This is a genomic window from Cupriavidus sp. P-10 (assembly GCF_003402535.2).
GTDB lineage: Bacteria > Pseudomonadota > Gammaproteobacteria > Burkholderiales > Burkholderiaceae > Cupriavidus.
Map to the genome: position 1 here is coordinate 2,160,267 of NZ_AP025170.1, position 24,459 is coordinate 2,184,725.

23 protein-coding genes are annotated in these 24,459 nt (G+C 66.2%); 9 read left to right on the top strand and 14 right to left on the bottom strand.

The features are described from left to right. The first annotated feature begins 53 nt into the window (after nt 1-53). From CTP10_RS09965 to CTP10_RS10000, 8 genes are all read left to right on the top strand, one after another. Nucleotides 54-1,610, top strand: coding sequence for an efflux transporter outer membrane subunit (locus CTP10_RS09965; RefSeq protein ID WP_116320449.1), 1,557 nt, complete (start codon nt 54-56; stop codon nt 1,608-1,610). A 44-nt stretch (nt 1,611-1,654) separates the two neighbouring features. Next, a complete protein-coding gene (locus CTP10_RS09970; protein WP_116320448.1) occupies nt 1,655-2,923 on the top strand; it encodes an HlyD family secretion protein in 1,269 nt (422 codons plus the stop codon). A 2-nt stretch (nt 2,924-2,925) separates the two neighbouring features. Continuing rightward, entirely contained in the window at nt 2,926-4,533 is a 1,608-nt protein-coding gene (locus CTP10_RS09975; protein ID WP_116320447.1) for a DHA2 family efflux MFS transporter permease subunit, read from the top strand. A 172-nt stretch (nt 4,534-4,705) separates the two neighbouring features. Continuing rightward, nucleotides 4,706-5,488, top strand: a complete 783-nt coding sequence (locus CTP10_RS09980) for an IclR family transcriptional regulator (protein WP_116320446.1) — start codon at nt 4,706-4,708, stop codon at nt 5,486-5,488. Between the two features lie 27 nt (nt 5,489-5,515). Further along, on the top strand, nt 5,516-6,241 hold the full coding sequence (gene pepE / locus CTP10_RS09985) for a dipeptidase PepE (protein ID WP_116320445.1): 726 nt from the start codon (nt 5,516-5,518) through the stop codon (nt 6,239-6,241). Between the two features lie 27 nt (nt 6,242-6,268). Then, complete coding sequence (locus CTP10_RS09990; RefSeq protein ID WP_116320444.1) at nt 6,269-7,192, top strand: DUF1177 domain-containing protein; 924 nt, start codon at nt 6,269-6,271, stop codon at nt 7,190-7,192. Then, nucleotides 7,189-7,896, top strand: a complete 708-nt coding sequence (locus CTP10_RS09995) for an AroM family protein (RefSeq protein ID WP_116320443.1) — start codon at nt 7,189-7,191, stop codon at nt 7,894-7,896. Before CTP10_RS09990 ends, CTP10_RS09995 begins: the two co-directional genes overlap by 4 nt. A gap of 66 nt (nt 7,897-7,962) precedes the next feature. Further along, the gene (locus CTP10_RS10000; protein ID WP_116320442.1) at nt 7,963-8,955 is read left to right on the top strand and encodes a Bug family tripartite tricarboxylate transporter substrate binding protein; all 993 of its coding nucleotides are present in this window, start codon (nt 7,963-7,965) and stop codon (nt 8,953-8,955) included. Between the two features lie 24 nt (nt 8,956-8,979). Here CTP10_RS10000 and truB read toward each other — a convergent pair whose 3' ends face one another. From truB to CTP10_RS10040, 8 genes are all read right to left on the bottom strand, one after another. After that, nucleotides 8,980-9,927, bottom strand: coding sequence for a tRNA pseudouridine(55) synthase TruB (gene truB, locus CTP10_RS10005; protein ID WP_116320548.1), 948 nt, complete (start codon nt 9,925-9,927; stop codon nt 8,980-8,982). An 85-nt stretch (nt 9,928-10,012) separates the two neighbouring features. After that, entirely contained in the window at nt 10,013-10,381 is a 369-nt protein-coding gene (gene rbfA, locus CTP10_RS10010; protein WP_029046201.1) for a 30S ribosome-binding factor RbfA, read from the bottom strand. Between the two features lie 60 nt (nt 10,382-10,441). Then, a complete protein-coding gene (infB, locus tag CTP10_RS10015; protein ID WP_116320441.1) occupies nt 10,442-13,339 on the bottom strand; it encodes a translation initiation factor IF-2 in 2,898 nt (965 codons plus the stop codon). A gap of 93 nt (nt 13,340-13,432) precedes the next feature. Next, the gene (nusA, locus tag CTP10_RS10020; RefSeq protein WP_116320440.1) at nt 13,433-14,908 is read right to left on the bottom strand and encodes a transcription termination factor NusA; all 1,476 of its coding nucleotides are present in this window, start codon (nt 14,906-14,908) and stop codon (nt 13,433-13,435) included. Then, nucleotides 14,905-15,393, bottom strand: coding sequence for a ribosome maturation factor RimP (gene rimP / locus CTP10_RS10025; RefSeq protein WP_116320439.1), 489 nt, complete (start codon nt 15,391-15,393; stop codon nt 14,905-14,907). The genes nusA and rimP overlap by 4 nt, the downstream gene beginning before the upstream one ends. 300 nt (nt 15,394-15,693) lie before the next feature. Then, a complete protein-coding gene (gene rluB, locus CTP10_RS10030) occupies nt 15,694-17,601 on the bottom strand; it encodes a 23S rRNA pseudouridine(2605) synthase RluB (RefSeq protein WP_116320438.1) in 1,908 nt (635 codons plus the stop codon). A 5-nt stretch (nt 17,602-17,606) separates the two neighbouring features. Beyond that, entirely contained in the window at nt 17,607-18,473 is an 867-nt protein-coding gene (gene scpB, locus CTP10_RS10035; RefSeq protein WP_116320437.1) for an SMC-Scp complex subunit ScpB, read from the bottom strand. A gap of 550 nt (nt 18,474-19,023) precedes the next feature. Further along, complete coding sequence (locus CTP10_RS10040; RefSeq protein ID WP_116320436.1) at nt 19,024-19,782, bottom strand: urease accessory protein UreH domain-containing protein; 759 nt, start codon at nt 19,780-19,782, stop codon at nt 19,024-19,026. Between the two features lie 77 nt (nt 19,783-19,859). Here CTP10_RS10040 and fnr point away from each other — a divergent pair, with 77 nt between their 5' ends. Next, entirely contained in the window at nt 19,860-20,585 is a 726-nt protein-coding gene (fnr, locus tag CTP10_RS10045) for a fumarate/nitrate reduction transcriptional regulator Fnr (protein WP_116320435.1), read from the top strand. Nucleotides 20,586-20,651: 66 nt separating this feature from the next. On the opposite strand, the gene CTP10_RS10050 is transcribed toward fnr, so the two are convergent. The 6 genes from CTP10_RS10050 to ccoO are packed head-to-tail and all read right to left on the bottom strand — an operon-like array spanning nt 20,652 to nt 24,447. Continuing rightward, entirely contained in the window at nt 20,652-20,897 is a 246-nt protein-coding gene (locus CTP10_RS10050; RefSeq protein WP_029046193.1) for a hypothetical protein, read from the bottom strand. Next, nucleotides 20,894-21,103: a FixH family protein gene (locus tag CTP10_RS10055; RefSeq protein WP_116320547.1), complete on the bottom strand. Its 210-nt coding sequence runs from the start codon at nt 21,101-21,103 to the stop codon at nt 20,894-20,896. The genes CTP10_RS10050 and CTP10_RS10055 overlap by 4 nt, the downstream gene beginning before the upstream one ends. A gap of 35 nt (nt 21,104-21,138) precedes the next feature. After that, nucleotides 21,139-22,611, bottom strand: a complete 1,473-nt coding sequence (gene ccoG / locus CTP10_RS10060) for a cytochrome c oxidase accessory protein CcoG (RefSeq protein ID WP_116320434.1) — start codon at nt 22,609-22,611, stop codon at nt 21,139-21,141. Nucleotides 22,612-22,660: 49 nt separating this feature from the next. Beyond that, nucleotides 22,661-23,578, bottom strand: a complete 918-nt coding sequence (gene ccoP / locus CTP10_RS10065) for a cytochrome-c oxidase, cbb3-type subunit III (protein WP_116320433.1) — start codon at nt 23,576-23,578, stop codon at nt 22,661-22,663. A 2-nt stretch (nt 23,579-23,580) separates the two neighbouring features. After that, nucleotides 23,581-23,748: a cbb3-type cytochrome oxidase subunit 3 gene (locus CTP10_RS10070; RefSeq protein WP_116320432.1), complete on the bottom strand. Its 168-nt coding sequence runs from the start codon at nt 23,746-23,748 to the stop codon at nt 23,581-23,583. A gap of 3 nt (nt 23,749-23,751) precedes the next feature. Continuing rightward, entirely contained in the window at nt 23,752-24,447 is a 696-nt protein-coding gene (gene ccoO / locus CTP10_RS10075) for a cytochrome-c oxidase, cbb3-type subunit II (protein WP_116320431.1), read from the bottom strand. Nucleotides 24,448-24,459 lie beyond the last annotated feature (12 nt).

The window sequence follows — 24,459 nt, forward strand, 5'->3', positions numbered from 1 at the left end:
GGACACACCTTACTACCCGTCACAAAGCATGGCTCCGTACCCGGAGCGACACCATGAAACACGCCCTCTCTTCACAAGCCCCCCTGTCGGCCCGCCCGCGCGAGCTGGCTCGCCGCGCGGGCACGCTGGCACTGACCGCCGTAGCCGTGGCGGTGCTGGCCGGCTGCGCCGCGCTCGGCAATTCGCACAGCACCCAGACCATGGCCGACCCGGCCGCGATGGCCACCTCGCAAACCCTGCCCGGCGAACACGGCCAGTGGCCCACGCAGGACTGGGTAGACCAGTTCAAGGACCCGCAACTGAGCGCGCTGGTCGACGAAGCGGTCAAGGACAATCCCAGCCTGCAGGCCGCCTTTGCCCGCGTGGAAGCCTCGCGCGCCATGGCCGAGGCCACGCGCAGCGCGCTCTACCCGCACCTGGAGTTCGAAGGCAGCCTGATCCGCCAGCGCTTCTCCAACAACGACCTGTTCATGGGCACGCCGCTGGCCGGCTCGTGGCAGAACCAGTCGCGCCTGCAGGTGGGCCTGTCCTATGACTTCGACTTCTGGGGCAAGAACCGCGACGCCCTTGAAGCCGCGCTGTCAGACGACCGCGCCGCCGAGGCGGAAAGCCAGGCCTCGCGCCTGATCCTGGCGACCTCGATCGCGCGCAACTACGCCCGCCTGGCCGCGCTGTATGCCCAGCGCGACGTCGCCGATCGCGCGATCGCGCAGCGCCGCGACCTGACCGATCTGTCGCGCCAGCGACTGGCCGCGGGCCTGGACACGCAGGTCGAGACCACGCAGGCACGCGGCACCGTGGCCGCATCGCAGACCGACCTGCAGCGCGTCGACGAAGAGATCGCGCTGGCCCGCAACCAGCTCGCCGCGCTGCTGGGCAAGGGCCCGGACCGCGGCCTGCAGATCCAGCCTCCGGTGCTGCTGGCACAGGCCACGCCCACCCTGCCCGACGACCTGACCATCGGCCTGCTCGGGCGTCGGCCCGACCTGGTGGCGGCGCGCTGGCGCGTCGAAGCGGCGTCCAAGGACATCAACGTCGCCAAGAAGGAGTTCCTGCCCGACGTCAGCCTGACCGCCTTTGCCGGCCTGGCCGCGCTGGACCCGTCCAAGCTGCTGATGGGCATCAGCCGCACCTTCGGCATCGGCCCGACCATCCGTCTGCCGATCTTCGAGGGCGGCAAGCTGCGCGCCAACCTGAAGGGCAAGTACGCCGGCTACGACATCGCCGTGGCCAACTACAACCAGGCGCTGGTCGATGCGCTGCGCGAAACCGCAGACACCATGACCAGCATCCGCAGCGTCGACAAGCAGATCCAGACCCAGCGCGAAGCCCTGGACCTGGCCGAGCACGCCTACGCGCTGGCGACCACGCGCTACAAGGCAGGCCTGGGCACGCAGCTGACCGTGCTCAATGCGGAAAGCAACGTGCTGCAGCAGCGCCGGCTCGCGACCGACCTGCAGGCGCGCCGCCTTGACTTGCAAATGGGCCTGATGAAGGCGCTCGGCGGCGGCTACCAGGAGCCCGCCGAAGGCGAGGAAGGCCATGCAGGCCACAGCCAGGCCGGCACCGCACAGCAACAGGACAAGACCCAGGCGGGCGCCCGCGGCTGATCCGCGCACCCAGTGATTGCAGACAAGATTCACCAGAGAACATCATGAGCAATAACCAGCAAGCGGCCGGCACCAATAATCCCCAGCAAGCCCCGGCCACCGACAACAACAGCAAGCGCAAGCGCCTGCTGCTGTCGCTGACCGCGGCGATCGTCGTCGCCGGCATTGGCTACGGCGTGTACTGGGGCATGTACGCCCGCCATTTCGAAAGCACCGACGATGCCTACGTTGCCGGCAACGTGGTGCAGGTAACCCCGCTGGTCGGCGGCACCGTGGTGTCGATCGCCGCCGACGACACGCAGCTCGTCACCGCCGGCCAGCCGCTGATCCAGCTTGACCGGGCCGATACCCAGGTGTCGATGGAACAGGCCGAGGCGCAACTGGCGCAGGCCGTGCGCGAGGTGCGCACGCTGTACGTCAACAACGGTTCGCTCGCCGCCAACGTGGCGCTGCGCGATGCCGATGTCGCCAAGGCGCGCGAAGACCTGCGCCGCCGCCAGGCCATCGCCGGCTCGGGCGCGGTCTCCAATGAAGAGATCTCGCACGCGCAGGCCGCGCTCAAGGCCGCGGAATCGGCACTGCTGGCCGCGCGCGAGCAACTCGCATCGAACAAGGCGCTGACCGACCAGACCACGGTGGAGAAGCACCCCAATGTGCAGCGCGCCGCGGCCAACCTGCGTTCGGCCTATCTGTCGTTCGCGCGCTCGACGCTGCCGGCGCCGGTGACCGGCTACGTGGCCAAGCGCTCGGTGCAGGTGGGTCAGCGCGTGGCCGCTGGCGCGCCGCTGATGGCAGTGGTGCCGCTGGACCAGGTCTGGGTCGACGCCAACTTCAAGGAAGTGCAGATCACCCATATGCGCATCGGCCAGCCGGTGACGCTGGAGGCCGACGTGTATGGCTCCAAGGTGGAGTACAAGGGCAAGGTCGCGGGCTTCTCGGCCGGCACCGGCTCGGCCTTCTCGCTGCTGCCGGCTCAGAACGCCACCGGCAACTGGATCAAGGTGGTGCAGCGCCTGCCGGTGCGTATCGCGCTGGATCCGCAGCAACTCAAGGACCACCCGCTGCGCGTGGGCCTGTCGATGACCGTGAAGGTCGATGTGCACCGCGAGGAAGGCGCCGCCATGGCCAACGCCGCGCCGGCCAGGCCGATGCAGACCGATGTCTATGACAAGGTCGCGCAGGACGCCGACCAGCTGATCTCGCAGATCATCACCGCCAACAACGGCGGCCGCGCAGCGGGGCTGCCCTCTGCTAACGGCGCCAACACCGCCAACGCGGCCAGCGCCGCGAACGCCAAGCCTGCCCATACCTGATCATGGCCAACTCCATCACCGCCGCGCAGTCCGGCGGCGCAACGGCGCGGCCTGCCGCGCCGCTGGCGCCGCAGCAGCCGCAGCCGCTGACCGGCGGCAAGCTGGTGATCGGCACCATCGCGCTGTCGCTGGCCACGTTCATGAACGTGCTCGACTCGTCGATCGCCAACGTGTCGATCCCGGCAATCTCGGGCGACCTCGGCGTGGCGCCGAACCAGGGCACCTGGGTCATCACCTCGTTCGCGGTGGCCAACGCGATCTCGGTGCCACTGACCGGCTGGCTGACCACGCGCTTCGGCGCGGTGCGGCTGTTCATCACGTCGATCCTGCTGTTCGTGGTGGCGTCATGGCTGTGCGGCGTCGCGCCCAACCTGGAAACGCTGCTGGCCGCGCGGGTCCTGCAAGGGGCGGTGGCGGGGCCGATGATCCCGCTGTCGCAGTCGCTGCTGCTGTCGAGCTATCCTCCCGCGAAAAGCACCATGGCGCTGGCGCTGTGGGGCATGACCACGCTGGTGGCGCCCATCATGGGTCCGCTGCTGGGCGGCTGGATCTCAGACAACATGACGTGGCCGTGGATCTTCTATATCAACGTGCCGGTGGGGATCATAACCGCCTACGCCACCTGGGCGATCTACAAGGACCGCGAGACGCCGACCAAGATGCTGCCGATCGACCGCATCGGCCTGGCGCTGCTGGTGATCTGGGTGGGGTCGATGCAGCTGATGCTCGACAAGGGCAAGGAGCTGGACTGGTTCCACTCCACCGAGATCGTCGTGCTGACGCTGGTCGCCATTGTCGGCTTCCTGTTCTTCCTGGCGTGGGAGACCTACGAGAAGCATCCGATCGTGGACATCAGCCTGTTCAAGGGCCGCAACTTCAGCTCCGGCGTGGTGGCCATCTCGGTGGCATACGGGTTGTTCTTCGGCAACCTGGTGATTTTGCCGCTATGGCTGCAGACCATCGTCGGCTATACCGCGACGGATGCGGGCATCGTGATGGCGCCGGTGGGGATCTTCGCGATCCTGCTGTCCCCGGTCATCGGGCGCAACCTGCCGAAGATGGATGCGCGCTGGGTCGCAACGGCCGCGTTCATCACCTTCGGCATCGTCAGTTTGATGCGTTCGGGCTTCACCACGCAGGTCGATACCTGGACGCTGATGGTGCCGACACTGATCCAGGGCGCGGCGATGGCGATGTTCTTCATCCCGCTGACGTCGATCATCCTGTCGGGACAGCCGGCCGAGAAGATTCCGGCGGCATCGGGCCTGTCGAACTTCGTGCGGATCACCTTCGGCGGCATCGGCGCCTCGATCTCGACCACGGTTTGGGAGAACCGCTCTGCCCTGCACCATGCGCAGCTGGTCGAGCAGGTGAATCCGTTCAACCCGGCCTACCACGACCAGCTCAACCACCTGATGCAGATGGGCATGAGCCAGGCGCAGGCGGTGGGCGTGATCGAGCGCAACATCACCCAGCAGGCGGCCATGCTGGGTGCCAACGATATCTTCTGGATCTCGGGGATGCTGTTCTTCGTGCTGATCGGCTTCGTCTGGCTGACGCGGCCTGCAAAGGGCGGTGGCGGCTCGGCGGACGCGATGGCGGCGCACTGAGGCACACGCCCGTTTATGGACAAAGGGACGCTTTCGAGCGTCCCTTTTTTTGCCTTCTCGCCGGACCCCTTGTATTCCGATCCCAGCCGTCCTATGATTTCCGAACCGATTTACGGAACTTAGGTTCCGAAAAACGGAACCTAACGGAAAGACAGCAAGACGGAGCGACGGTGTGAGCATTCTCGAAGGCGTGGAAAGCGTGCTGGCCATGTTCGAACAGGGCCGGCACGAGGTCACGTTTAACGACGTCATTGATGAACTCGGCCTGGCCAAGAGCTCGGCTTCGCGGTTGCTGGCGCAGATGGTGCGCTACCGGCTGCTGGAGCTGCAGCCATCCTCGCGACGCTACCGCCCCGGGACGCTGCTGATCCGCGCCGCCCAGGCGGCGACACAGGCGCATCCGTTCGACGAGCAATGCCGGGCGATCCTGGCCTCGCTGTCGGACTCCACCGGCTTCACCGCCTACCTGTCGATGCTCGACGGTACCGACACCGTGGTCCTGCAGCGCCTGAACGGCAGCAACCCGGTGCAAGTGCTGTCGCCGCCGGGCGCACGCCGGCCGGCATTCACCACCGCGATGGGCCGCGTCCTGCTCTCGCGCCTGCCGGAAGCTGAATTCAGCGCACGCTATGGCACCTCCGGTGCGCGCAAGTTGCCCGAAGCGCCCGCCGGCTGCCCCACTACCGTGGCCGAACTGGCCGAGCGCGTGGCAAGCGCCAGCCGCGAGCGCAGCGCGGTCGCGGTGAATGAAGGCATGCCGGGCATTGGCGCCGTGGCCACCACGCTGGCCGATCCGCTCTCCGGCGATGTGCGCGGCCTGTGCCTGTCCTTCACCGCGATGCAGGTCAGCCAGGCCCAGGCCCACGCGCTGCGCGAAACACTGGTGCAAGCGGTGGCGCCGGTCGGGCAGCGCATCGGCGATCCGCTCTGGCTCCACCCCCGCGACACCGCCTGACTTTAGCAATCCAGCCAGCCTATCCCCATGGAACTCCTGTTACTGAGCAATTCCACCAGCGACGCGGGCTACCTCGTCCATGCGCACGCCGCCATCCGCGAACTGGCCGGCGGGCGCACCCGTGCCTGCTTCCTCCCGTTCGCCGGCGTCACGCGCGACTGGGACAGCTACGAAACGCAGGTGCGCGACGCGCTGGCACCGGCTGGCATCGAAGCGCACTCGCCGCACTCGCCGCACCGGCTGTCCGATGCCGACTGCGTGCGGGCGGTGGAAGCGGCCGAACTGATCGTCATCGGTGGCGGCAATACCTTCCGCCTGCTGCAATGCCTGCGCGAGCGCGGCCTGCTGCCCGCCATTGCGCGCCAGGTGCGCTCGGGCGCCGCGCGCTTTATCGGCTGGAGCGCCGGCACCAACGTGGCCTGCCCGACCATCCGCACCACCAACGACATGCCCGTCGCCGATCCCGGCGGCCTCGATGCGCTCGCGCTGGTGCCCTTCCAGATCAACCCGCACTACTTCAACCTCGTGGTGCCGGGATTCCGCGGCGAAACGCGTGACCAGCGGCTCGCCGAGTTCACCGTGTTGCAGCCGCAGATGCCGGTGCTGGGCCTGCCCGAAGGCAACTGGTTGCGCGTATCCGGCGATCGCATGGAGATGGGCGGCGCACATGCCGCGCGCTGGTTCCTCGGCCCGGAGATCGTCGACGTCGCACCCGGCACCTTGTCCGTGCCGGACTGCGCCACCGCCATCTGACCCATCGCACCACAGGAAGCAAGCAAGATGTCCATCAAGCAGGTGATTGAATCGATCGAGCTGCTGTCCGCGGCCAATGTCGACGGCGAAGCCGTTGCCACTTTGCTGCGCGCACGCGGCATCAGCGACGTCACAGTGACGCGCGTGGAAGAAAACGGCCTCTACACCGACTTCCTCGCCTGCACCCTGCCCGGCCGCAACCCCGATGCGCCCGCGCTGGGCGTGGTCGGCCGCCTCGGCGGCGTGGGCGCGCGGCCGGCCGTCACCGGCCTGGTGTCCGATGCCGACGGTGCCATCGTCGCGGTCGCCACCGCACTCAAGCTGGCCGACATGGCCGCCGGCGGCGACGTGCTCGCCGGCCCGGTCCGCATCCACACCCACATCTGCCCGCATGCCGCCACGCGGCCGCATCAGCCGGTGCCGATGATGAAGTCGCCCTTCGCCATGCGCACGATGATGTCGCATGAGGTGCACCCGCAGATGGCGGCGATCCTGTCGGTCGACACCACGCGCGGCAACCGCTTCGTCAACCGGCGCGGCGTGGCGCTGACGCCGGTCGCCAGGGAAGGCTGGCTGCTGCGCCTGCCCGAACGCATGCTGGACCTGATCGGCTGGGTCAGCGGCGAGTTGCCGGTGGTGCTGCCGCTAACCACGCAAGACATCACGCCCTACGAGAACGGGCTGTGGCACGTCAACTCGATCATGCAGCCGGCCATCGTCACCGATGCACCGGTAGTCGGTGTCGCGCTGACCTCGCAGACCACGGTGCCGGGATGCGCGACCGGCGTGACCAACGCCCATGACCTGGACGTGGCCACGCGCTTCTGCATCGAGGTGGCAAAGCTGTTCGGCCAGGGCCAGTGCCCTTTCCATGACGTTGACGAGTGGGCCGAGCTGCAGCGGCGCTACGGCTCGCTGGCGCACCTGCAGACCGTAGGGGTAACGGCATGACTGACATGGCCGAACGCCTGCCGCGCGTGGCCTTCGTCACCATCGGCCAGGCGCCACGCACCGACGTGGTCCCGCAGATGCTGGCCGACCTGGGATTGCCGGTGGCGGCCGAAGAATTCGGCATCCTCGACGACCTCGACGCGGACCAGATCGCCGCACTCGCGCCTGCACGCGACGAATACCGCTTCGCCAGCCGACTGCGCGACGGCTCGCAGGCGGTGATGGGCAAGCCGGTGGCCGAGGCCATGCTCGCACGGCTGATGGCCTCGCTGGACGATGGCCGCTTCGACGCGCTGGTACCGCTGTGCACGGGCACCGCGCTGCCGCCGATGCGCACGCTGGTGATCGAGCCGCAGCAGGTGGTGGACCACCTGACCGTCGCGCTCGCACAGGGATGCAAGCGGCTTGGCATCGTGCTTCCGCTCGAAGGCCAGGTCGGCAGTTTCCATCTGATCGAGCCCGTGTCCTGCGAACTGCGCGTCACGCATGCGTCGCCCTATACCGACACGGGCACCGGCCGCTTCGCGCAGGCCGGCGAAGCCCTGCGCGGCTGCGACCTGGTGGTGATGCACTGCATGGGCTACACCGAAGCCATGCGGGCGGAAGTCGCGCGCCATGCCCGTGCGCCGGTGCTGCTCTCCAACCGGATGGTGGCCAGGCTGCTCGGCCAGGTATTGGCAGGCCGCAACGAATTTGGCCTGTGATGATTCTTTCGGGTAAGGGCAAGCCCGCTGACAGATTGCCCGTGACACTGCGGAGTGGAAGTAACGATGGAAAAGGTGGCGAAGTGGATGGGGCCGCTGGTGCGCGGCATGGTGTGCATGGGCCTGGGCGCTGTAGCCGCCACCGGCGCGCATGCGCAGGAGTGGAAACCGTCGAAACCGGTGCGGTTGCTGGTGGGCTTCGCGCCCGGCGGCTCCGCCGACCTGCTGGCGCGGCTGGTGCAAGGTCCGTTGTCGGAAAGCCTCGGCGTGCCGGTGGTGGTGGAAAACGTCCCCGGCGCGGGCGGCAATATCGCCGCCGACAAGCTGGCCAAGGCGCCGGCTGATGGCTACACCATCGGCATGGGCGCGGCCGGTGCGATGGCGGTGACGCATGTGCTCAACGCGAAGGGCACGCCCTACAAGGCGGACGATTTCACGCCCATCGCCATGCTGGCGACGCAGCCTAATGTGGTGATCATCAACCCGGCCTTGCCGGTCAAGTCGATGGCCGACTTCGCCGCGTACGTCAAGAAGACGCCGCAGGTCACCTATGGCACGGCCGGGGTTGGCACCTCCAACCACCTGATCGCCGAGACCATGCTGCATCGCCTCGGCGTCGACATGGTCCACGCGCCGTACAAGGGTGCCACGCAGGTAATCACCGACCTGATGGGTGGCCACATCGCCATGACCGTCGACAACATCACCACCGCGGCATCGCTGGTCAAGTCCGGCAAGGTGCGCGCCATCGCCGTCACGAGCAGCAAGCGCTCGCCGCTGTTGCCTGAGGTGCCGACGCTGGCCGAGAGCGGCCTGAAGGACTTCAATATGCCGACCTGGCAAGGCATTTTCGGCCCGAAGGACCTGCCCAAGCCAATTGTGGCCCGTTACAACCAGGCACTGGTGAAGGCGCTGGCGAATCCGGAAGTGAAGAAGAAGATGGCGGAATTCGGCTCCGAGCCGGTCGGCGACACGCCTGAGCATTTCGCCAGCTTCCTGGCGCAGGACCGCAAGATGTGGGCCGACGTGATCAAGGCGGCGAAGATCACGCTCGACTGATCCGGCTGCCGGCGCGGGGCGCGCTTACAGCTTGACCAGCCGCTCCGGGCGCAACGCCCCCTCGCGCATGCGCGCGACGCCGAGCAGGCGTACGGGCTCGCCGGCATAGACGCGTGCCAGCACGCCTTCCGCCACCTCGGTACCGCCCGGCAGGTCCCGGTGTGCAATGCGCTGTCCCTGCAGGAAGCGCCCGGCTGCGGCCTCGTCGAGGGTCACGGGCGGGCACTTCTGCAGCAACGCGTCGACCGGCGCCAGCATGCCCGGCCGCGCGGCATCGTCCTGTTGCTCGATCTGCCCGAGCGTCACGGCACCGTCCAGCGTCAGGTCGCCCACGGCAATGCGGCGCAGCCCGGTCAGGTGCGCGCCGCAACCCAGTGCCTCGCCGATATCCTCGGCCAGCGTGCGGATGTAGGTGCCCTTGCTGCAGGTCACGCGCATGGTGAAAGCAGGCGATTCGGGCAGAGCACAATCAATCAGTTCGATCGCATGGATGGTGACGCGGCGCGCGGCGCGCTCGACCGTCTGCCCGGCGCGCGCATACTCGTACAGCGGGCGGCCATCCTTCTTCAGCGCCGAATGCATCGGCGGCACCTGTTCGATCTCGCCGGCAAAGCGCGCCAGCGCCTGCTCCACCGCGGCGCGGTCGCAGGTCACTTCACGGATATCGAGCAACTCGCCCTCCGCGTCGCCGGTACTGGAGCGCGCACCCAGCCGCACCACGGCGTCATAGGTCTTGTCCGCTTCCAGCAGGTCCTGCGAGAACTTGGTGGCCTCGCCAAAGCACAGCGGCAGCAAGCCGGTGGCGAGCGGGTCGAGCGTGCCGGTGTGGCCGGCCTTGGTGGCGCGCAGCAGGCGCTTGGCGCGCACCAGCGCATCGTTGGACGACAGGCCCAGCGGCTTGTCGAGCAACAGCACACCATGGACGTCGCGGCGCGGCAGGCGCGGCGGGCGAGCGGCGTTGGAATCGGTCATCGGAGAAAACAGGAGCGACGCTGATGCGGCGCGGCGTGCGGCCCTGAGGACCGCGTTGCCCATGCCTGGCGGCACGGGCGCCGGCTCAGTCGTCTTTCGAACGCGTGGCGTTCGCTTCGTTGATCAGCTTGGACATCTCGATCGCGTGTTCGACCGAGGTATCGTGCAGGAAGCGCAGCGTCGGCACGGTATGGATGTGCAGGCGCTTGTACAGCAGCGAATGCAGGAAGCCAGCCTTCTCGTTGAGGATGGCTTCGGCCGTCGCCGGCTCGGCACCCAGCACGGTGAAGTGCACCTTGGCATGGGCGTAGTCCGGCGTCAGCGTGACCGACTGCAGCGTGACCAGGCCGAGGCGCGGGTCGCGCAGTTCGCGCTGGATCATCTCGGCCAGGTCCTTCTGGATCTGGTCGGAGATGCGGAGATTGCGGGAGGAGATATTGCCTTTCTTGGCCATTCAATACTGTTCTGCTGAGATGACAACGGCAGGCCGAAGCCTGCCGTTGCTTGCGACGCCTTACAGCGTACGCGCCACCTCGGTGATTTCGTACACCTCGAGTTGGTCGCCTTCCTGAACATCGTTGAAGTTCTTGATCGACAGACCGCACTCGAAGCCTTGCTTCACTTCCTTGACGTCGTCCTTGAAGCGCTTCAGTGAATCCAGCTCGCCATCGTGGATGACCACGTTGTTGCGCAGCACGCGCACCAGCGAATTGCGCTTGACCATGCCGTCGGTAACCATACAGCCGGCCACCGCGCCGATCTTCGGCACGCGGAACACCTGGCGCACCTCGACCTGGCCGATCGTGGTCTCGCGCTTCTCCGGCGCCAGCATGCCCGACATCGCCGCCTTGATCTCGTCTACCGCATCGTAAATGATGTTGTAGTAGCGGATATCGATGCCGTTGTGCTCGGCGAGCTTGCGCGCACCAGCGTCGGCACGAACGTTGAAGCCGATGATGACCGCCTTCGATGCCGTCGCCAGGTTGACGTCGGACTCGGAGATGCCACCCACGCCGCCGTGCACGATCTGCACGCGCACTTCCGCGGTCGACAGCTTCTGCAGCGACTGCACCAGCGCTTCCTGCGAACCCTGCACATCCGCCTTGACGATCAGCGGCAACGTCTGGACTTCGCCTTCGGCCATCTGCTCGAGCATGTTCTCCAGCTTGGCGGCCTGTTGCTTGGCCAGCTTCACATCGCGGAACTTGCCCTGGCGGAACAGCGCGATTTCGCGCGCCTTGCGCTCGTCCGGCAGCACCAGCACTTCTTCACCGGCGGCAGGCACTTCCGACAGACCCTGGATTTCCACCGGGATCGACGGGCCGGCTTCCTTGGTCGCCTTGCCGTTCTCGTCCAGCATGGCACGAACGCGGCCGTAGGCGCTGCCAGCCAGGACCACGTCGCCACGCTTGAGCGTGCCGCTGCTGACCAGGATGGTAGCGATCGGGCCCTTGCCCTTGTCCAGCTGGGCTTCCACCACCAGGCCCTTGGCCGGGGCGTCGACCGGCGCCTTCAGTTCCAGGATTTCCGCCTGCAGCGAAACCTGCTCGAGCAGCTCTTCGATGCCCGTGCCGGCCTTGGCCGACACCGGCACGAACGGCGAATCGCCGCCGTACTCTTCCGGCACCACCTGCTCGGCCACCAGTTCCTGCTTGACGCGGTCCGGATTGGCTTCGGGCTTGTCGATCTTGTTGATCGCCACCACGATGGGCACGCCGGCAGCCTTGGCATGCGCAATCGCTTCCTTGGTCTGCGGCATCACGCCGTCGTCGGCCGCGACCACCAGGATCACGATGTCGGTCGCCTTGGCACCGCGGGCACGCATGGCCGTAAAGGCCTCGTGACCCGGGGTGTCCAGGAAGGTGATCACGCCACGGTCGGTTTCCACGTGGTAGGCACCGATGTGCTGCGTAATGCCGCCGGCTTCGCCCGCGGCAACCTTGGTGCGGCGGATGTAGTCCAGCAGCGAGGTCTTGCCGTGGTCGACGTGACCCATCACGGTCACCACCGGCGGACGCGGCAGCTGTTCGGCGTCGGTGTGTTCTTCACCGCCCACCACCAGCAGCGCTTCCGGATCATCCAGCTTGGCGGCGAACGCCTTGTGGCCCATTTCTTCCACCACGATCATGGCGGTTTCCTGGTCCAGCACCTGGTTGATGGTCACCATCTGGCCGAGCTTCATCATCTGCTTGATGACCTCGGATGCCTTCACTGCCATCTTGTGGGCGAGATCGGCCACGGAGACGGTTTCCGGCACGTGCACTTCACGCACCACCGGTTCGGTCGGCGCCTGGAAGTTGCTACGGCTGTCGTCGTGCTGCTGCTGCCTGCCGCCGCGGCCACGCGGGCCACCGCGCCAGCCGCCCGTGCCGCCCGACGAATCGCCGCGCGTCTTCAGGCCGCTGCCCTTCTTGCGGCTGCCTTCGTCCTGCCACGTACCAGGCTTACCCACCTTGCCCTTCTTGTCGGCGGTGGTGGTAGTGGTCGTGGTCGTGGTGGCGGGCTTCTTGTCGCCAGTCTTGGCTTCGGTCGCGGTCGCGGAAGCCGGCTTGACCGGCTTGTGCAGCGTACCGGTCTGCTCGGCCTTCTTTTCCTCAGCCTTGCGCTCGGACGGCGCCTTCAGCACGCGTGCCGGCGCATTCAGCATCTGCTGGATGGCGCGGGCTTCGGCTTCGGCAGCCTCGCGGCGCTTGCGCGCGGCAATCTCTTGCTCGGCACGGGCCTTGTCGGCGGCAGCCTTGGCCTCGTCGGCGGCCTTCTGCGCCTCGGCGCGCTCGGCGGTCACACGGGCCTTCTCGTCCTCGGCCTTCTTGCGCGAGGAGTCTTCCGCGGCCTCGGTCACGGCACGCGACGCGGCAGCCTCTTCCTCCGCCTTCTTGGCGGCGAGTTCGGCCTGGCGGCGCTGTTCCGCTTCCAGTGCTTCCTGGCGGGCGCGGCGCTCGGCTTCCTCGCGCTCGGCAGCCTCGCGGGCGGCCTTGGCTTCGGCTTCCTGGCGCGCCAGCTGTTCGGCCTGGCGGCGTTCTTCCTCTTCGCGGCGTGCCTGCTCGGCAGCGTCGACGACCGGGGCCTGGGCCTCGGCTGTATCAGCGTGCGCCTCGGGGTGGGCCTCGTCGCGCTTGATCAGCACGCGCTTCTTACGCACTTCCACCTGGACCGTGCGGGTCTTGCCGGCGCCATCCGACTGGCGGATCTCGGAGGTTTCACGCTTCGTCAGCGTGATCTTCTTCCGGGAGCTGTCGTCGGCCTGGCCGTGCGAACGCTTCAGATAGTCCAGCAGCCTGGTCTTATCCGATTCCGTGATGATGTCTTCTGGCGCAGCTTTGCCCACCCCAGCCGCCTGCAATTGTTCCAGCAGGGCAGCTGCGCTGCGACTCAGTTCTGCGGCCAGTTGGGCAACTGTTGTGCTTGCCATTCAAACCCTTTCAATGCTTGGTGTCTTCGTCGGGACAAATCGTATGCGGAAAGCGCGCCCGGGCTGGTGTTGGCCGGCCCGGCCCCGTGTCCCTCAGTTGAACCAATGTTCCCGTGCTTTCATGATCAGCGCCTTGGCTTCTTCCTCGCTGACGCCGGTCATCTCGACCAGCTCGTCCACGGCCAGTTCGGCCAGGTCGTCACGCGTGTGGATATCACCTTCGGCCAGCTTGCCGATCAGTTCCGGGTTCAGGCCGTCGAGGGCGCGCAGATCCTGCGATACCTCTTCCACCTTTTCTTCCCGGGCCAGTTCCATCGTCAGGAGCGCATCACGCGCGCGGTTGCGCAGCTCGTTGACGGTGTCTTCGTCAAAGGCCTCGATCTCCATCATTTCACTGATGGGGACATAGGCCACTTCTTCCAGCGTGGAGAAGCCTTCCTCGATCAGGATGTCTGCCACTTCCTCATCCACGTCCAGCTTGGACATGAACAGCTTGCGCACGACACCACTCTCTTCGGCTTGCTTCTGCGCCGATTCTTCCTGCGTCATGATGTTGATCTGCCAGCCGGTCAGTTCGGACGCCAGGCGTACGTTCTGACCACTGCGGCCGATGGCGACGGCGAGATTTTCCTCGTCGACCACCACATCCATGCAGTGCTTCTCTTCATCAACCACGATCGACTGCACCTGTGCCGGTGCCAGCGCGCCGATGACGAACTGCGCCGGGTCTTCCGACCACAGCACAATGTCCACGGCCTCGCCGCCGATCTCGTTGCGCACCGCGGTCACGCGCGTACCGCGCACGCCCACACAGGTGCCGATCGGGTCGATGCGCTTGTCGTGCGCCACCACCGCGATCTTGGCACGCACGCCCGGATCACGCGCGGCGGCCTTGATTTCCAGCAGGCCCTGCTCCATTTCCGGCACTTCGTTTTCGAAGAGCTTGATCAGGAACTCAGGGGCGGTGCGCGACAGCTCGATCTGCGGGCCGCGCGCGGCGCGGTCCACGTTCAGGATATAAGCACGCACGCGGTCGCCGGTGCGCAGGTTTTCCTTCGGAATGATCTGGTCGCGGGTCAGCAGCGCTTCCACGCGGCCGGATTCCACGATCAGGCCCTTCTTGTCGGCGCGCTTGACCGTGCCGGTCATGATTTTCTCGCCGCGATCCAGGTAGTCGTTCAGGATCTGCTCGCGCTCGGCGTCGCGGATGCGCTGCAGGATCACCTGCTTGGCGGCCTGCGCGCCGATACGGCCGAATTCCACCGACTCGATCTGCTGCTCGATATAGTCGTCCAGTTCGATGCTGGGGTTCTCATCGCGGGCCTCGAACAGCAGGATCTGCTTGTCCGGCTCCTGCAGACCCTGCTCGTCGGGAACGACCAGCCAGCGGCGGAAGGTTTCATGCTCGCCCGACTCGCGATCGATCGCGACCCGGATATCCACGTCTTCTTCGAAACGCTTCTTGGTGGCCGAGGCGAGCGCCGCCTCCAGGGCACCGAATACCACATCCTTGTCGACGTTCTTCTCACGCGCAAGCGCATCGACGAGCAACAGAACTTCGCGGCTCATTGCTTGTTCCCTTTTCTTTGATTTCCTTTGAAGTCGAATACCGGCACCAGGCGTGCCTTGTCGACATCGGATACGGCAAATTCCAGCAGTGCCGGGCCATCCTTGCCCTCGAACTCCAGGCCGACCTTCTCCGCGCCCGTCTCGCCGGTCGGTTCGCGCAGGATGCCCGTGAAGTTCTTTTGCCCGTTGACCGGCAGGCGCAGCGTCACGCGCGCCTCGGCGCCGGTAAAGCGGACATAGTCGGCCAGCTTCTTCAGCGGCCGGTCCAGTCCGGGCGACGAGACCTCGAGGCGTTCATAGTCGACGTTCTCGACCGTAAACACGTGGGTGAGCTGGCGGCTCACCTTTTCACAATCCTCGATGGCAATGCCGGTTTCAGGCTGATCGATATAGACACGCAGCAATCCGGCCGGGGCACGCTCGAGCTCAACCAGCTCATATCCCATGCCGTTAAGGGTGGTTTCGATCAAATCTGCCAGATGCACTGTTATCCCGAGTAATGGCCATCAACACCGTGGCAGGCAAACCCGCCGCTGCCGTCCGGGACGACCCTGCTGCAGTGCTGCCTGTCCGCCATCCGCCCGCGCCAGGGCGCAGGACCGAAATCGGGCGAACCAAAAAAAAATGGGCGCAATGCCCATCATTCGCCCACCCTCGGCGAGGATGGCTTTTTGAATAGACTTGAATTATACGCGGATTATGTCGAAAAGGCAAAAGCCAGACATACTCGCAGATTACTTGCCGCGCCGGCGGGCCTTCCACCCGCCATGCGCAGCATCTGACACTCAGCGGTTGCCGCCGCGATTGCCCCCACGGTTCCCACCGCGGTTGCCACCACCACCACCGGCGCCGCCGCCGCCGCCGCCGCCGCGCTGGGTGCGGTTTCCGCCCGGCTTCGCGGCCTTCGGCATGACATTTCCGTTTGCTTCGCCACCGCCACGACGTGGCGGCTTGCCCTGTCCGCCGAGGCCGGTGCCACCGCCCCCGCGCGCCTGGCGCGTGCCGGGGCCGCGGCCGCCGCCGAGATTGGCCGCATGCGAGGTCAGCAGCGTGGGGCCGTGGCTGATATAGCCCATCGACGTCTTCATCGGGTCCGGCTGGCCGCCCCGGCTGCCGCCACGGGCGCCGCCCTGTTCGTAGCGCGGCAGGCCATCCATCCCGGTGTGCATCGGCATGCCGGCAATCGCGGCTTCGGTTCGCTGCTTGCGTCCGCCGACCTTGGTCGCGCCCTTGCCCGACTGCTCGGCCTTGCCCGGTACCTTCAGGCCGACCGCAGTCATCAGCGCCTTGACGTCATTGGGCTCGACTTCCTGCCAGCGGCCACGCTTAAGGCCGCGCGGCAGCAGGAACTGGCCGTAGCGCGTGCGGATCAGGCGCGACACGGTCAGGCCGACCGCCTCGAACATGCGCCGCACTTCGCGGTTGCGGCCTTCGGTCAGCGCCACGTGGTACCACTGGTTGACACCCTCGCCGCCGCCATCGGCAATGCGCAGGAAGTTGGCCTCGCCGTCGTCCAGCTTGATGCCGTGCAGCAGGCGCTGGCGGTCGGCTTCGGCCAGTTCGCCGAGCGTGCGCACGGCGTATTCACGCTCGACGCCGTAGCGCGGATGCATGAAGCGGTTGGCGATATCGCCCGAAGTGGTGAAGATCAGCAGGCCTTCGGTATTGAAGTCCAGCCGGCCGACGGCCACCCACTTGCCGGACTTGATGCGCGGCAGGCTGTCGAATACGGTCGGACGGCCTTCGGGGTCCGACTGGCTGACGATTTCACCGGCCGGCTTGTGGTACAGCAGCACGCGCGGCGGCTTGGTCGACACCTTGCGGTGGATCAGCTTGCCGTTGACCCGCACCTGGTCGGCCGGCAGGATGCGCTGGCCGATATGCGCCGGCAGGCCGTTGACCGAGACCCGACCCTGCAGGATCAGTTCTTCCATTTCGCGGCGCGAGCCCAGGCCGCCTTCAGCCAGCACCTTGTGCAGCTTGGGCGCATCGTCCTCGGCCGACAGTTCGCGCACCGGCTTGGCCTTGGTGCGCGGGATGACCGTGTCTTCGTTGTCGTACTGCTCGGAAATCACGAAGCGGAACAGGTCCTCGCTGCTGGACGCGGCCTTGTCGGCGCCGCCGCCCTGGCCCTTGCGCTGGCCTTGCGGCCTGGCACCATCCTTGCGGCGGCCCTGCGGCTGGCGGCCGGCAGCGCCCTGCCCCTCGACCGGCGCGGCAGGCTTGACGCCACGCGGGCTGGGCTTACGCTTGCGGCCCGCCTGTTCACCCTTGTCTGCCTTCTCGGCTCTTTCGGCCTTCTCGGTCCTTTCAGCCCGTTCAGCCCGCTCAGCCTTGTGCGCCTTGTCCACCGGAGCCTGCACCGGCTGGCCGCCATCGCCCTGCGCCGGCTTGCGCTTGCCGCGGCCACGCTGGGCACCGCGCCCGCCGGCCGCCGCCGGCGCGGCGGTCGCTTCCGCGGCCTCGCCGGGCGTACCGACCTCGGCGCCTTCGGCGCGACCGGCATCGCGGTCTTGCGCCGCCTGGCGGCGGGACGCCACCAGGTTCCTCAGCCCGCGGCGCAGCCCCTTGCGGCGGGGCGCGGCTTCGCTGCCCGATCCGGGTTCTGCGGCGCCGGAATCGGCGGGTGCGCCCGCGTTGCGGGCGTCTTGCTCAACGGAATCAGACAAGGTATTCACTATCGGATGTTGCATGTTGTTCAGTTCGGCACGCGCTCGTCGTGCTCGCTCGGGTGCGGCGGGGCGCTGTCTTCCAACAGCTCTCCCCGCGCCCCGTCCGGATCGGATTCGGCCGGGTCGGCAGGTTCGTTCGGTTCGCCTTCGGCGCCCATTTCCTCAGCCCCATGCTGGTGCGGCTGCAGGTCGAATCCGTTGGCGATTTCGCCGTTTGTGGATGCCTGGCCGGCGTCCGTGACTTCGGGCTCGCCGGCGGCGGATGCTTCGCCCCCCGCCGGCTCGGCAAACGCCTCTTCATCGGCGCTACCGTGCTTGCCTGCCGCCAGCGCCTCGAAATCGATGGCCTGCTGATCCAGCAGCGTTGCCTGCGCCTGCGCCTGGGCATCTTCAAGCGGCGGCAACTCGTCCAGCGTGCGCAGCCCGAGGTCGTCCAGGAAGGCCTTGGTGGTGGCATACAGGGCCGGCCGGCCCGGCACGTCGCGGTGGCCGATCACCTCGATCCAGCTACGGTCTTCCAGCTTCTTAATGACTTCCGTACTAACCGTCACGCCGCGGATTTCCTCGATATCGCCGCGCGTCACCGGCTGGCGATAAGCGATGATCGCCAGCGTCTCCATCACGGCGCGCGAATATTTCGGCGGCTTTTCAGGATTCAGGCGGTCGAGGTATTCGCGCATTTCGGGGCGGCTCTGGAAGCGCCAGCCGCTGGCCAGCGACACTAGCTCCACGCCGCGCGGGCGCCAGTCCTGGCGCAACTCCTCCAGCAGCACGCGGACGGTGTCCGCGCCGACATCGTCGGCGAACAGCCGTCGCAGATCATTGACGCGCAAAGGTTCCTGCGCGCAGATCAGCGCCGTCTCGAGGACGATCTTCGCCTCTTGGGTATTCATGTTGATGGTGTGCAGCCTGTCTTTGCACCTGCTCCCGGACGGATCCGGGGCACCGGAGATTTTGGATACAGCGACGCCAATGCCATCGCCATCTCATTGCGCAGCTCACCCGGATACCTGCTGCATCCAAGCCGTGCACTTCCATTCTTTGCATCGAGTTGCCGGGTCACTCCGGCAGGAGATCGTTCGCATGCCGCCATGGGCCGGTCAGCGAACCTCTTGCGTGGCACATCCGAAAACCGGACGCTGCTGTCGGCGAACTGAACGCCTCGGACGCAAGAAAAACGGGTATCGGGAGCAAGGCCGGCATCTCCAACACCGCAGTGCCAGCCGGGCTTTGATCTTTTGAACCGGATGGACCGCGGGCCGGGCCGGGCATCGAACCACCAACGCTTCCCGCCGCCGTGGGCGTGCCTTCTGGTAGGAAGGCCGCTTGGCGCTGCTCGCCGTTGCTTACAAAACACCGCGCGATACCGCAATGTTGGCGATTGTATGGCATTCCCGCCCTTGCCCGCAACCATCATTCGCTGCGCCGCGCGCCCCATGCGCCTCAAAAGACCAGGCAGAAACCCTGCTCTGCCAGCGAATGTGGCAGCAACACCGCGCGCGCCAGGCCAAGGGCCCCGAACGCCATGACCGCCACGCCCGCGCCCACCCGCACCGCGCGCCGCCGCGACAGGCTGCGCAGGTAGCCGGACAGCCCCGACAGCACCAGCAGGTTGGGCAGCGTGCCGACGCCGAACACGCCCATCACCAGTGCGCCGGAACCGGCATTGCCGGCGAGCAGCGCAAGCGTCAGCGCACCATAGACCATGCCGCACGGCACCAGCCCCCAGGCCAGTCCAACCCCGTAGCGCCTGGCAAGGCCCCCATGCGCACGCACGAACGCGGGCATGTTGCCGCCTAGCCGGCCCAACTGCCGCGCCACGCCACTGCCAGCCCGCGCCGCCAGCCGCTCCAGCCATGCCACGGTAAAGGCATTGCCGCGCAGCAGGCGCCAGCCCGACCACAGCAGCATGGCGCTGCCGGCACCGAACAGCCAGCGCTGCAACGGCAGGTAATCCTGCTTCCACGCGCCGGCGCCGATCGCGCCCAGCAGCGCGCCTAGCATCATGTAGGTCGAAATCCTGCCCAGGTGCATTGCCAGCAACTCGCCGACCCAGGCAGCACGGCTGCGCACGAAGGTCATGGCCGCAACGCTGCCACGTGGTTGTTCGACTGCCAGCGCGATGCCGCCACACATTGCTGCACAGTGCACGCCGCCCAGCAATGCCAGCATAAAAACGCTAATTAGCACACCAAATGTCAAATCTGGCTCCCTGCCGCATCACATCGCACGGTAAAATGTCCTGATCGCGCCCTCGCATCCAATCTTGCAGGTTCCAATTGCTTACCTCCATTCCAATCACCGAAATGTCGCCCCGTTGCTCCACATGCGCGATGGGGCAACTGTGCCTTCCGGTTGGCATGTCCCAGCAAGACCTTACCAAGATGGACACGCTGGTGCAGGAACGCATCCGGGTCCATAAGGGTGAGACCTTGTATCGCATGGGCGATCCCCTCACCGCGGTTTATGCCGTTCGCTTCGGCACGCTCAAGACGCACGTCACGACCGAAGACGGCCGTTCACAGATTACCGGTTTCCATCTGCCAGGCGAGATCGTCGGACTCGACGGCCTGGGGGAAATGCAGCATGCCTCTGACGCGACCGCGCTGGAAGATACCGAAGTCTGCGTAGTCCGCCTTGGTGACCTCCAGACCCTGTCCGCAGACCTGCCTTCGCTGCAGCACCAGTTCCTGCGGCTGATGGGCAAGGAAATCACGCACGACCAGCTGATGCTGGTGACACTCGGCTCGATGCGCGCCGAAGAGCGCCTGGCCGCGTTCCTGATCAACCTGTCGGAGCGCCTTTCGGCACGCGGGTACTCGTCGACCGAATTCGTGATGCGCATGAGCCGCGAGGAAATCGGCAGCTACCTGGGCCTGAAACTGGAAACCGTCAGCCGCCTGTTCTCGCGCTTCGCTGAAGCCGGCCTGATCCAGATTCGCCAGCGCCACGTGAAGCTGGTGGATCTCGCCGGCATCAAGCAGCTCTACAGCCGTAGCTGCTGACCCTTCCCCACGCCACACCACACCGCATTGCGCTTGCGCCGCACAGGGCGGCGCAAGCATCGCCCTTCACTCCAGCTCGTCGGTATCGCTAAGCCGCGTCGGCATCGTGTACAGCGTCAGGCCGCTGGACAGCGCGCAGAATATCCACGCCAGCAGGAAGCTCATCGTATAGATCGATTCGCGCGACGCCTCGATCGGATGCCCGAAGAACTTCAGGTCACCGGGATCCACGACCGAGAACACCGTCGCGGTGGCGAAGCCCGCCATCAGGAACCCCGGCCACAAGACCCACATCAGCCAGCGCAACCTCATGGCTGCCTCGCTGCGCTCGGCTGAGGCCGCACTGCCTCCGCCTTCTCGACCACCAGTCCATGACGCGCCGCGCCCTGCACCGGCATGTCAGGATGCGACGACGCAAGCCAGATGGTGACGCCGCACGCCACCATCGCGACCAGCGGGCCGCTCATCAACAGCCACGGCCACGGCTCCTTCCACCACGGATTGCCTTGCTGATTCATCATGCCCCCTTAAGTTCTGCACCGAGCGCCTGGCGTCACAGGTCGCGCGGCACGATAAAGCTGGTGGTTTGCCGGATCTCGGCGCTGCCCCGCTCAGTTGCTTCGCTGGTCACCGTCACGCGGATCTTGTGCGTGCCTTGCGCGGCGTATTCGATCGGCACGCGTATGCGGATCGGCAACAGCCGGTTCGACGTCGGCGCCAGCGACTCGGCCTGCTTGTCGTATTCGACCGTCAGGTTTTTCAACTCGTCGCTGTCGGCTCGCACGCTGATGTGCATCGGCCCTTCAGTCGTGTTGATCAGCTGCAGGCGATAGACGTTCTCGATCCAGCGGCCCTCGACTTCCCGGCCCAACGCGCCGCGGTCGCGGATGATGTCCACCTTCAGCGGCGTGCGCAGCGCGATCGAAGCGACGAAGCCCGCAAGCAGCGCAACCCACACCACCGAATAGATGATGACACGCGGGCGCATCAAGCGCTTGCGCGACGCTGCCGCCGACAGCGCCTTGCGCATGGCATTTTCCGACGTGTACCGGATCAGGCCGCGCGGATAGGACATCTTGTCCATGACCTGGTCGCAGGCGTCGATGCAGGCACCGCAGCCGATGCATTCATACTGCAGGCCGTCGCGGATGTCGATGCCGGTCGGGCACACCTGGACGCAAATGCTGCAGTTGACGCAATCGCCCAGGCCCGCCTGGCGATGATCGGTCTTGCGCGAACGGCTGCCACGCGGCTCGCCCCGGCCGATGTCGTAGGTAACGACATAGGTGTCGCGGTCGACCATCACGCTCTGGAAACGCGCGTACGGGCACATGTACTTGCATACCTGCTCGCGCATGAAGCCCGCGTTGCCCCAGGTGGCAAACGCGTAGAACAGCATCCAGAACGTCTGCCACGGGCCCAGCGACAAACTCGCCAGCTCGCCGCCAAGTTCACGAATCGGCGCGAAGTAGCCGATGAAGGTGAACCCAGTCCACAGGGCGATCAGTACCCACAGGAAGTGCTTGGTGGCCTTGAGGCGCAGCTTGCGCAGGCTCCAGGGATCGCCATCCAGGCGGATGCGCGCGATCCGGTCGCCCTCGATCCGCCGCTCGATCCACATGAATATCTCGGTATAGACCGTCTGTGGACAGGCATAGCCGCAAAACAGCCGCCCGGCAATTGCCGTGAACAAGAACAGCGCCAGCGCCGAAATGACCAGCAGCACGGCGAGGTAGATGACATCCTGCGGCCACAGCACCAGCCCGAAGATATAGAACTTGCGTTCGCCAAGGTCGAACAGCACGGCCTGGCGTCCGTTCCACTGGAGCCAGGGCGTGCCGTAGTAAATCAGCTGGGTGAAGAGGACCAGCCAGACACGCCAACTGGAGAATGCGCCCGTGACCGAGCGCGGATAGATCTTGCGGCGGACCTCGTACAGTGTTTCATCCGAGGTCTCGGCAGGCGCAGCGGCCGACCGCTGGGGGTCGGCCGCCCGGGCCACTTCTTCGGTCCCGGGTGCGTTCATGGATGGTTTCTCCTGCGGGCGGCCCGCGCCCGCGCAGATGAGTCGCCTGTCATTGGCCGGCACCCCCGCCGGTATTGGACAGGCCCCAGACATAAGCCGTCAGCATGCGGATCCGCTCTGGCGTCAGGATCTCTTCATGTGCCGGCATATGGTTGTTGTGCCCCTTCAGGATCGCGTCGACGATGCTGCCTTCCGAACTGCCATACAGCCACACGTTGTCGGAGAGGTTCGGCGCGCCCAGTGCCTGGTTGCCCTTGCCGCCGGCACCGTGGCAAGCCGCGCACGTCGACTTGAAGGTGCTCTCGCCACGCGAGGCGCGGATGGGGTCCGATGAAAGTCCCGACAGCGCGCGGACATACTGTGCCACGTCGCCTGCCAGCTTGCCGTCGATGGTGGATGCGAACGGCGGCATCACACCATTCCGGCCCTTGGAAATTGTCTGCTGGATGGTTTCGGGTTCGCCGCCATACAGCCAGTCACCGTCGGTCAGGTTGGGGAACCCGCGGCTGCCGCGCGCATCCGAACCATGACATTGCGCGCAGTAGTTAAGGAAAAGACGCTGGCCGATCTCGCGCGCCTGCGGATCGCCCGCCACCTGCTTGACGTCCATCTTCAGGTACTTGGCGTAGATCTCGTTCTGCATCTTCTCCTGCGCGGCACGGTGCGCCGCCAGTTCGTCTTGCGTCGAGAACTTCAGCACGCCGGCGTAGGAACCCAGGCCCGGATACAACACCAGGTAGACCAGCCCGAAGATGCAGGTCAGCAGGAACATCCACATCCACCATCGCGGCAGCGGGTTATTCAGTTCGCGCAGGTCGCCGTCCCAAACGTGGCCGGTGTCGCCGCCAGCGTTGGCGGTCTTGGTGATCTTGCGTTGCGAGAACAGCAGCCAGACACACCAGACGATGCCCACGAGCGCGATCGCGGCAATGTAGTAACTCCAGTAATCGGAAAAGAAATCGCTCATGGCTAGGTGTTCCGGCTCGATGTTGTCGTGGTTTCGTCAGGCAGCGCGAACGGCAGCATGGCGGATTCCCGGTTGGCGTTCCGCCGGCCGGCCGACCAGGCCCACCAGCAAATCCCGAGGAAGACGACCATCGACACGACGGTCGCAATTGCGGTGATCATGGCTGCCATGGCTTACTCCTTGGCCGGTGCGGCCGCTTCCGCGGCGGGTGCCGCCGGCGTAGCCGTTGCAGCAGTGTCCACGCGCACGTTGCGGCGGTTGGTGCCCAGCGCCTGGAGATAAGCCACCAGCGCATCTTCCTCGGTCTTGCCCTTGAGTTCGTCCGGCGCCTTGGCGATATCGGCGTCGGTGTATGGCACCCCAAGCCTTACCAGTGCCCGCATGCGAGCCTGGATATCGTTGGTCGGCAATGCAGCCTTCTCCAGCCACGGGTAGGAAGGCATCACCGACTCGGGCACCACGTCGCGCGGATTGCGCAAGTGGATACGCTGCCAGTCGTCCGAATAGCGGCCGCCGACGCGCGCCAGGTCGGGGCCGGTACGCTTCGAGCCCCACAGGAACGGGTGGTCGTAGACCGACTCGCCCGCGGTCGAGAAGTGGCCGTAGCGCTCGGTTTCGGCCTGCAGCGTACGCACCTGCTGCGAGTGGCAGCCGACGCAGCCTTCACGGATGTAGACATCGCGGCCCATCAGCCGCAGCGGCGAATACGGCGTGATACCCGGATCCGGCTTGGTGGTGGAGTGCTGGAAGAACAGCGGCACGATCTGCACCAGACCCGCGATGCTGACCACGAGGATCGTGCAGATGATCAGCCAGCCGATGTTCTTCTCCAGCGTTTCGTGGGAAAAGAATCTTTGTTTTTCCGACATCTTTCTATCCTG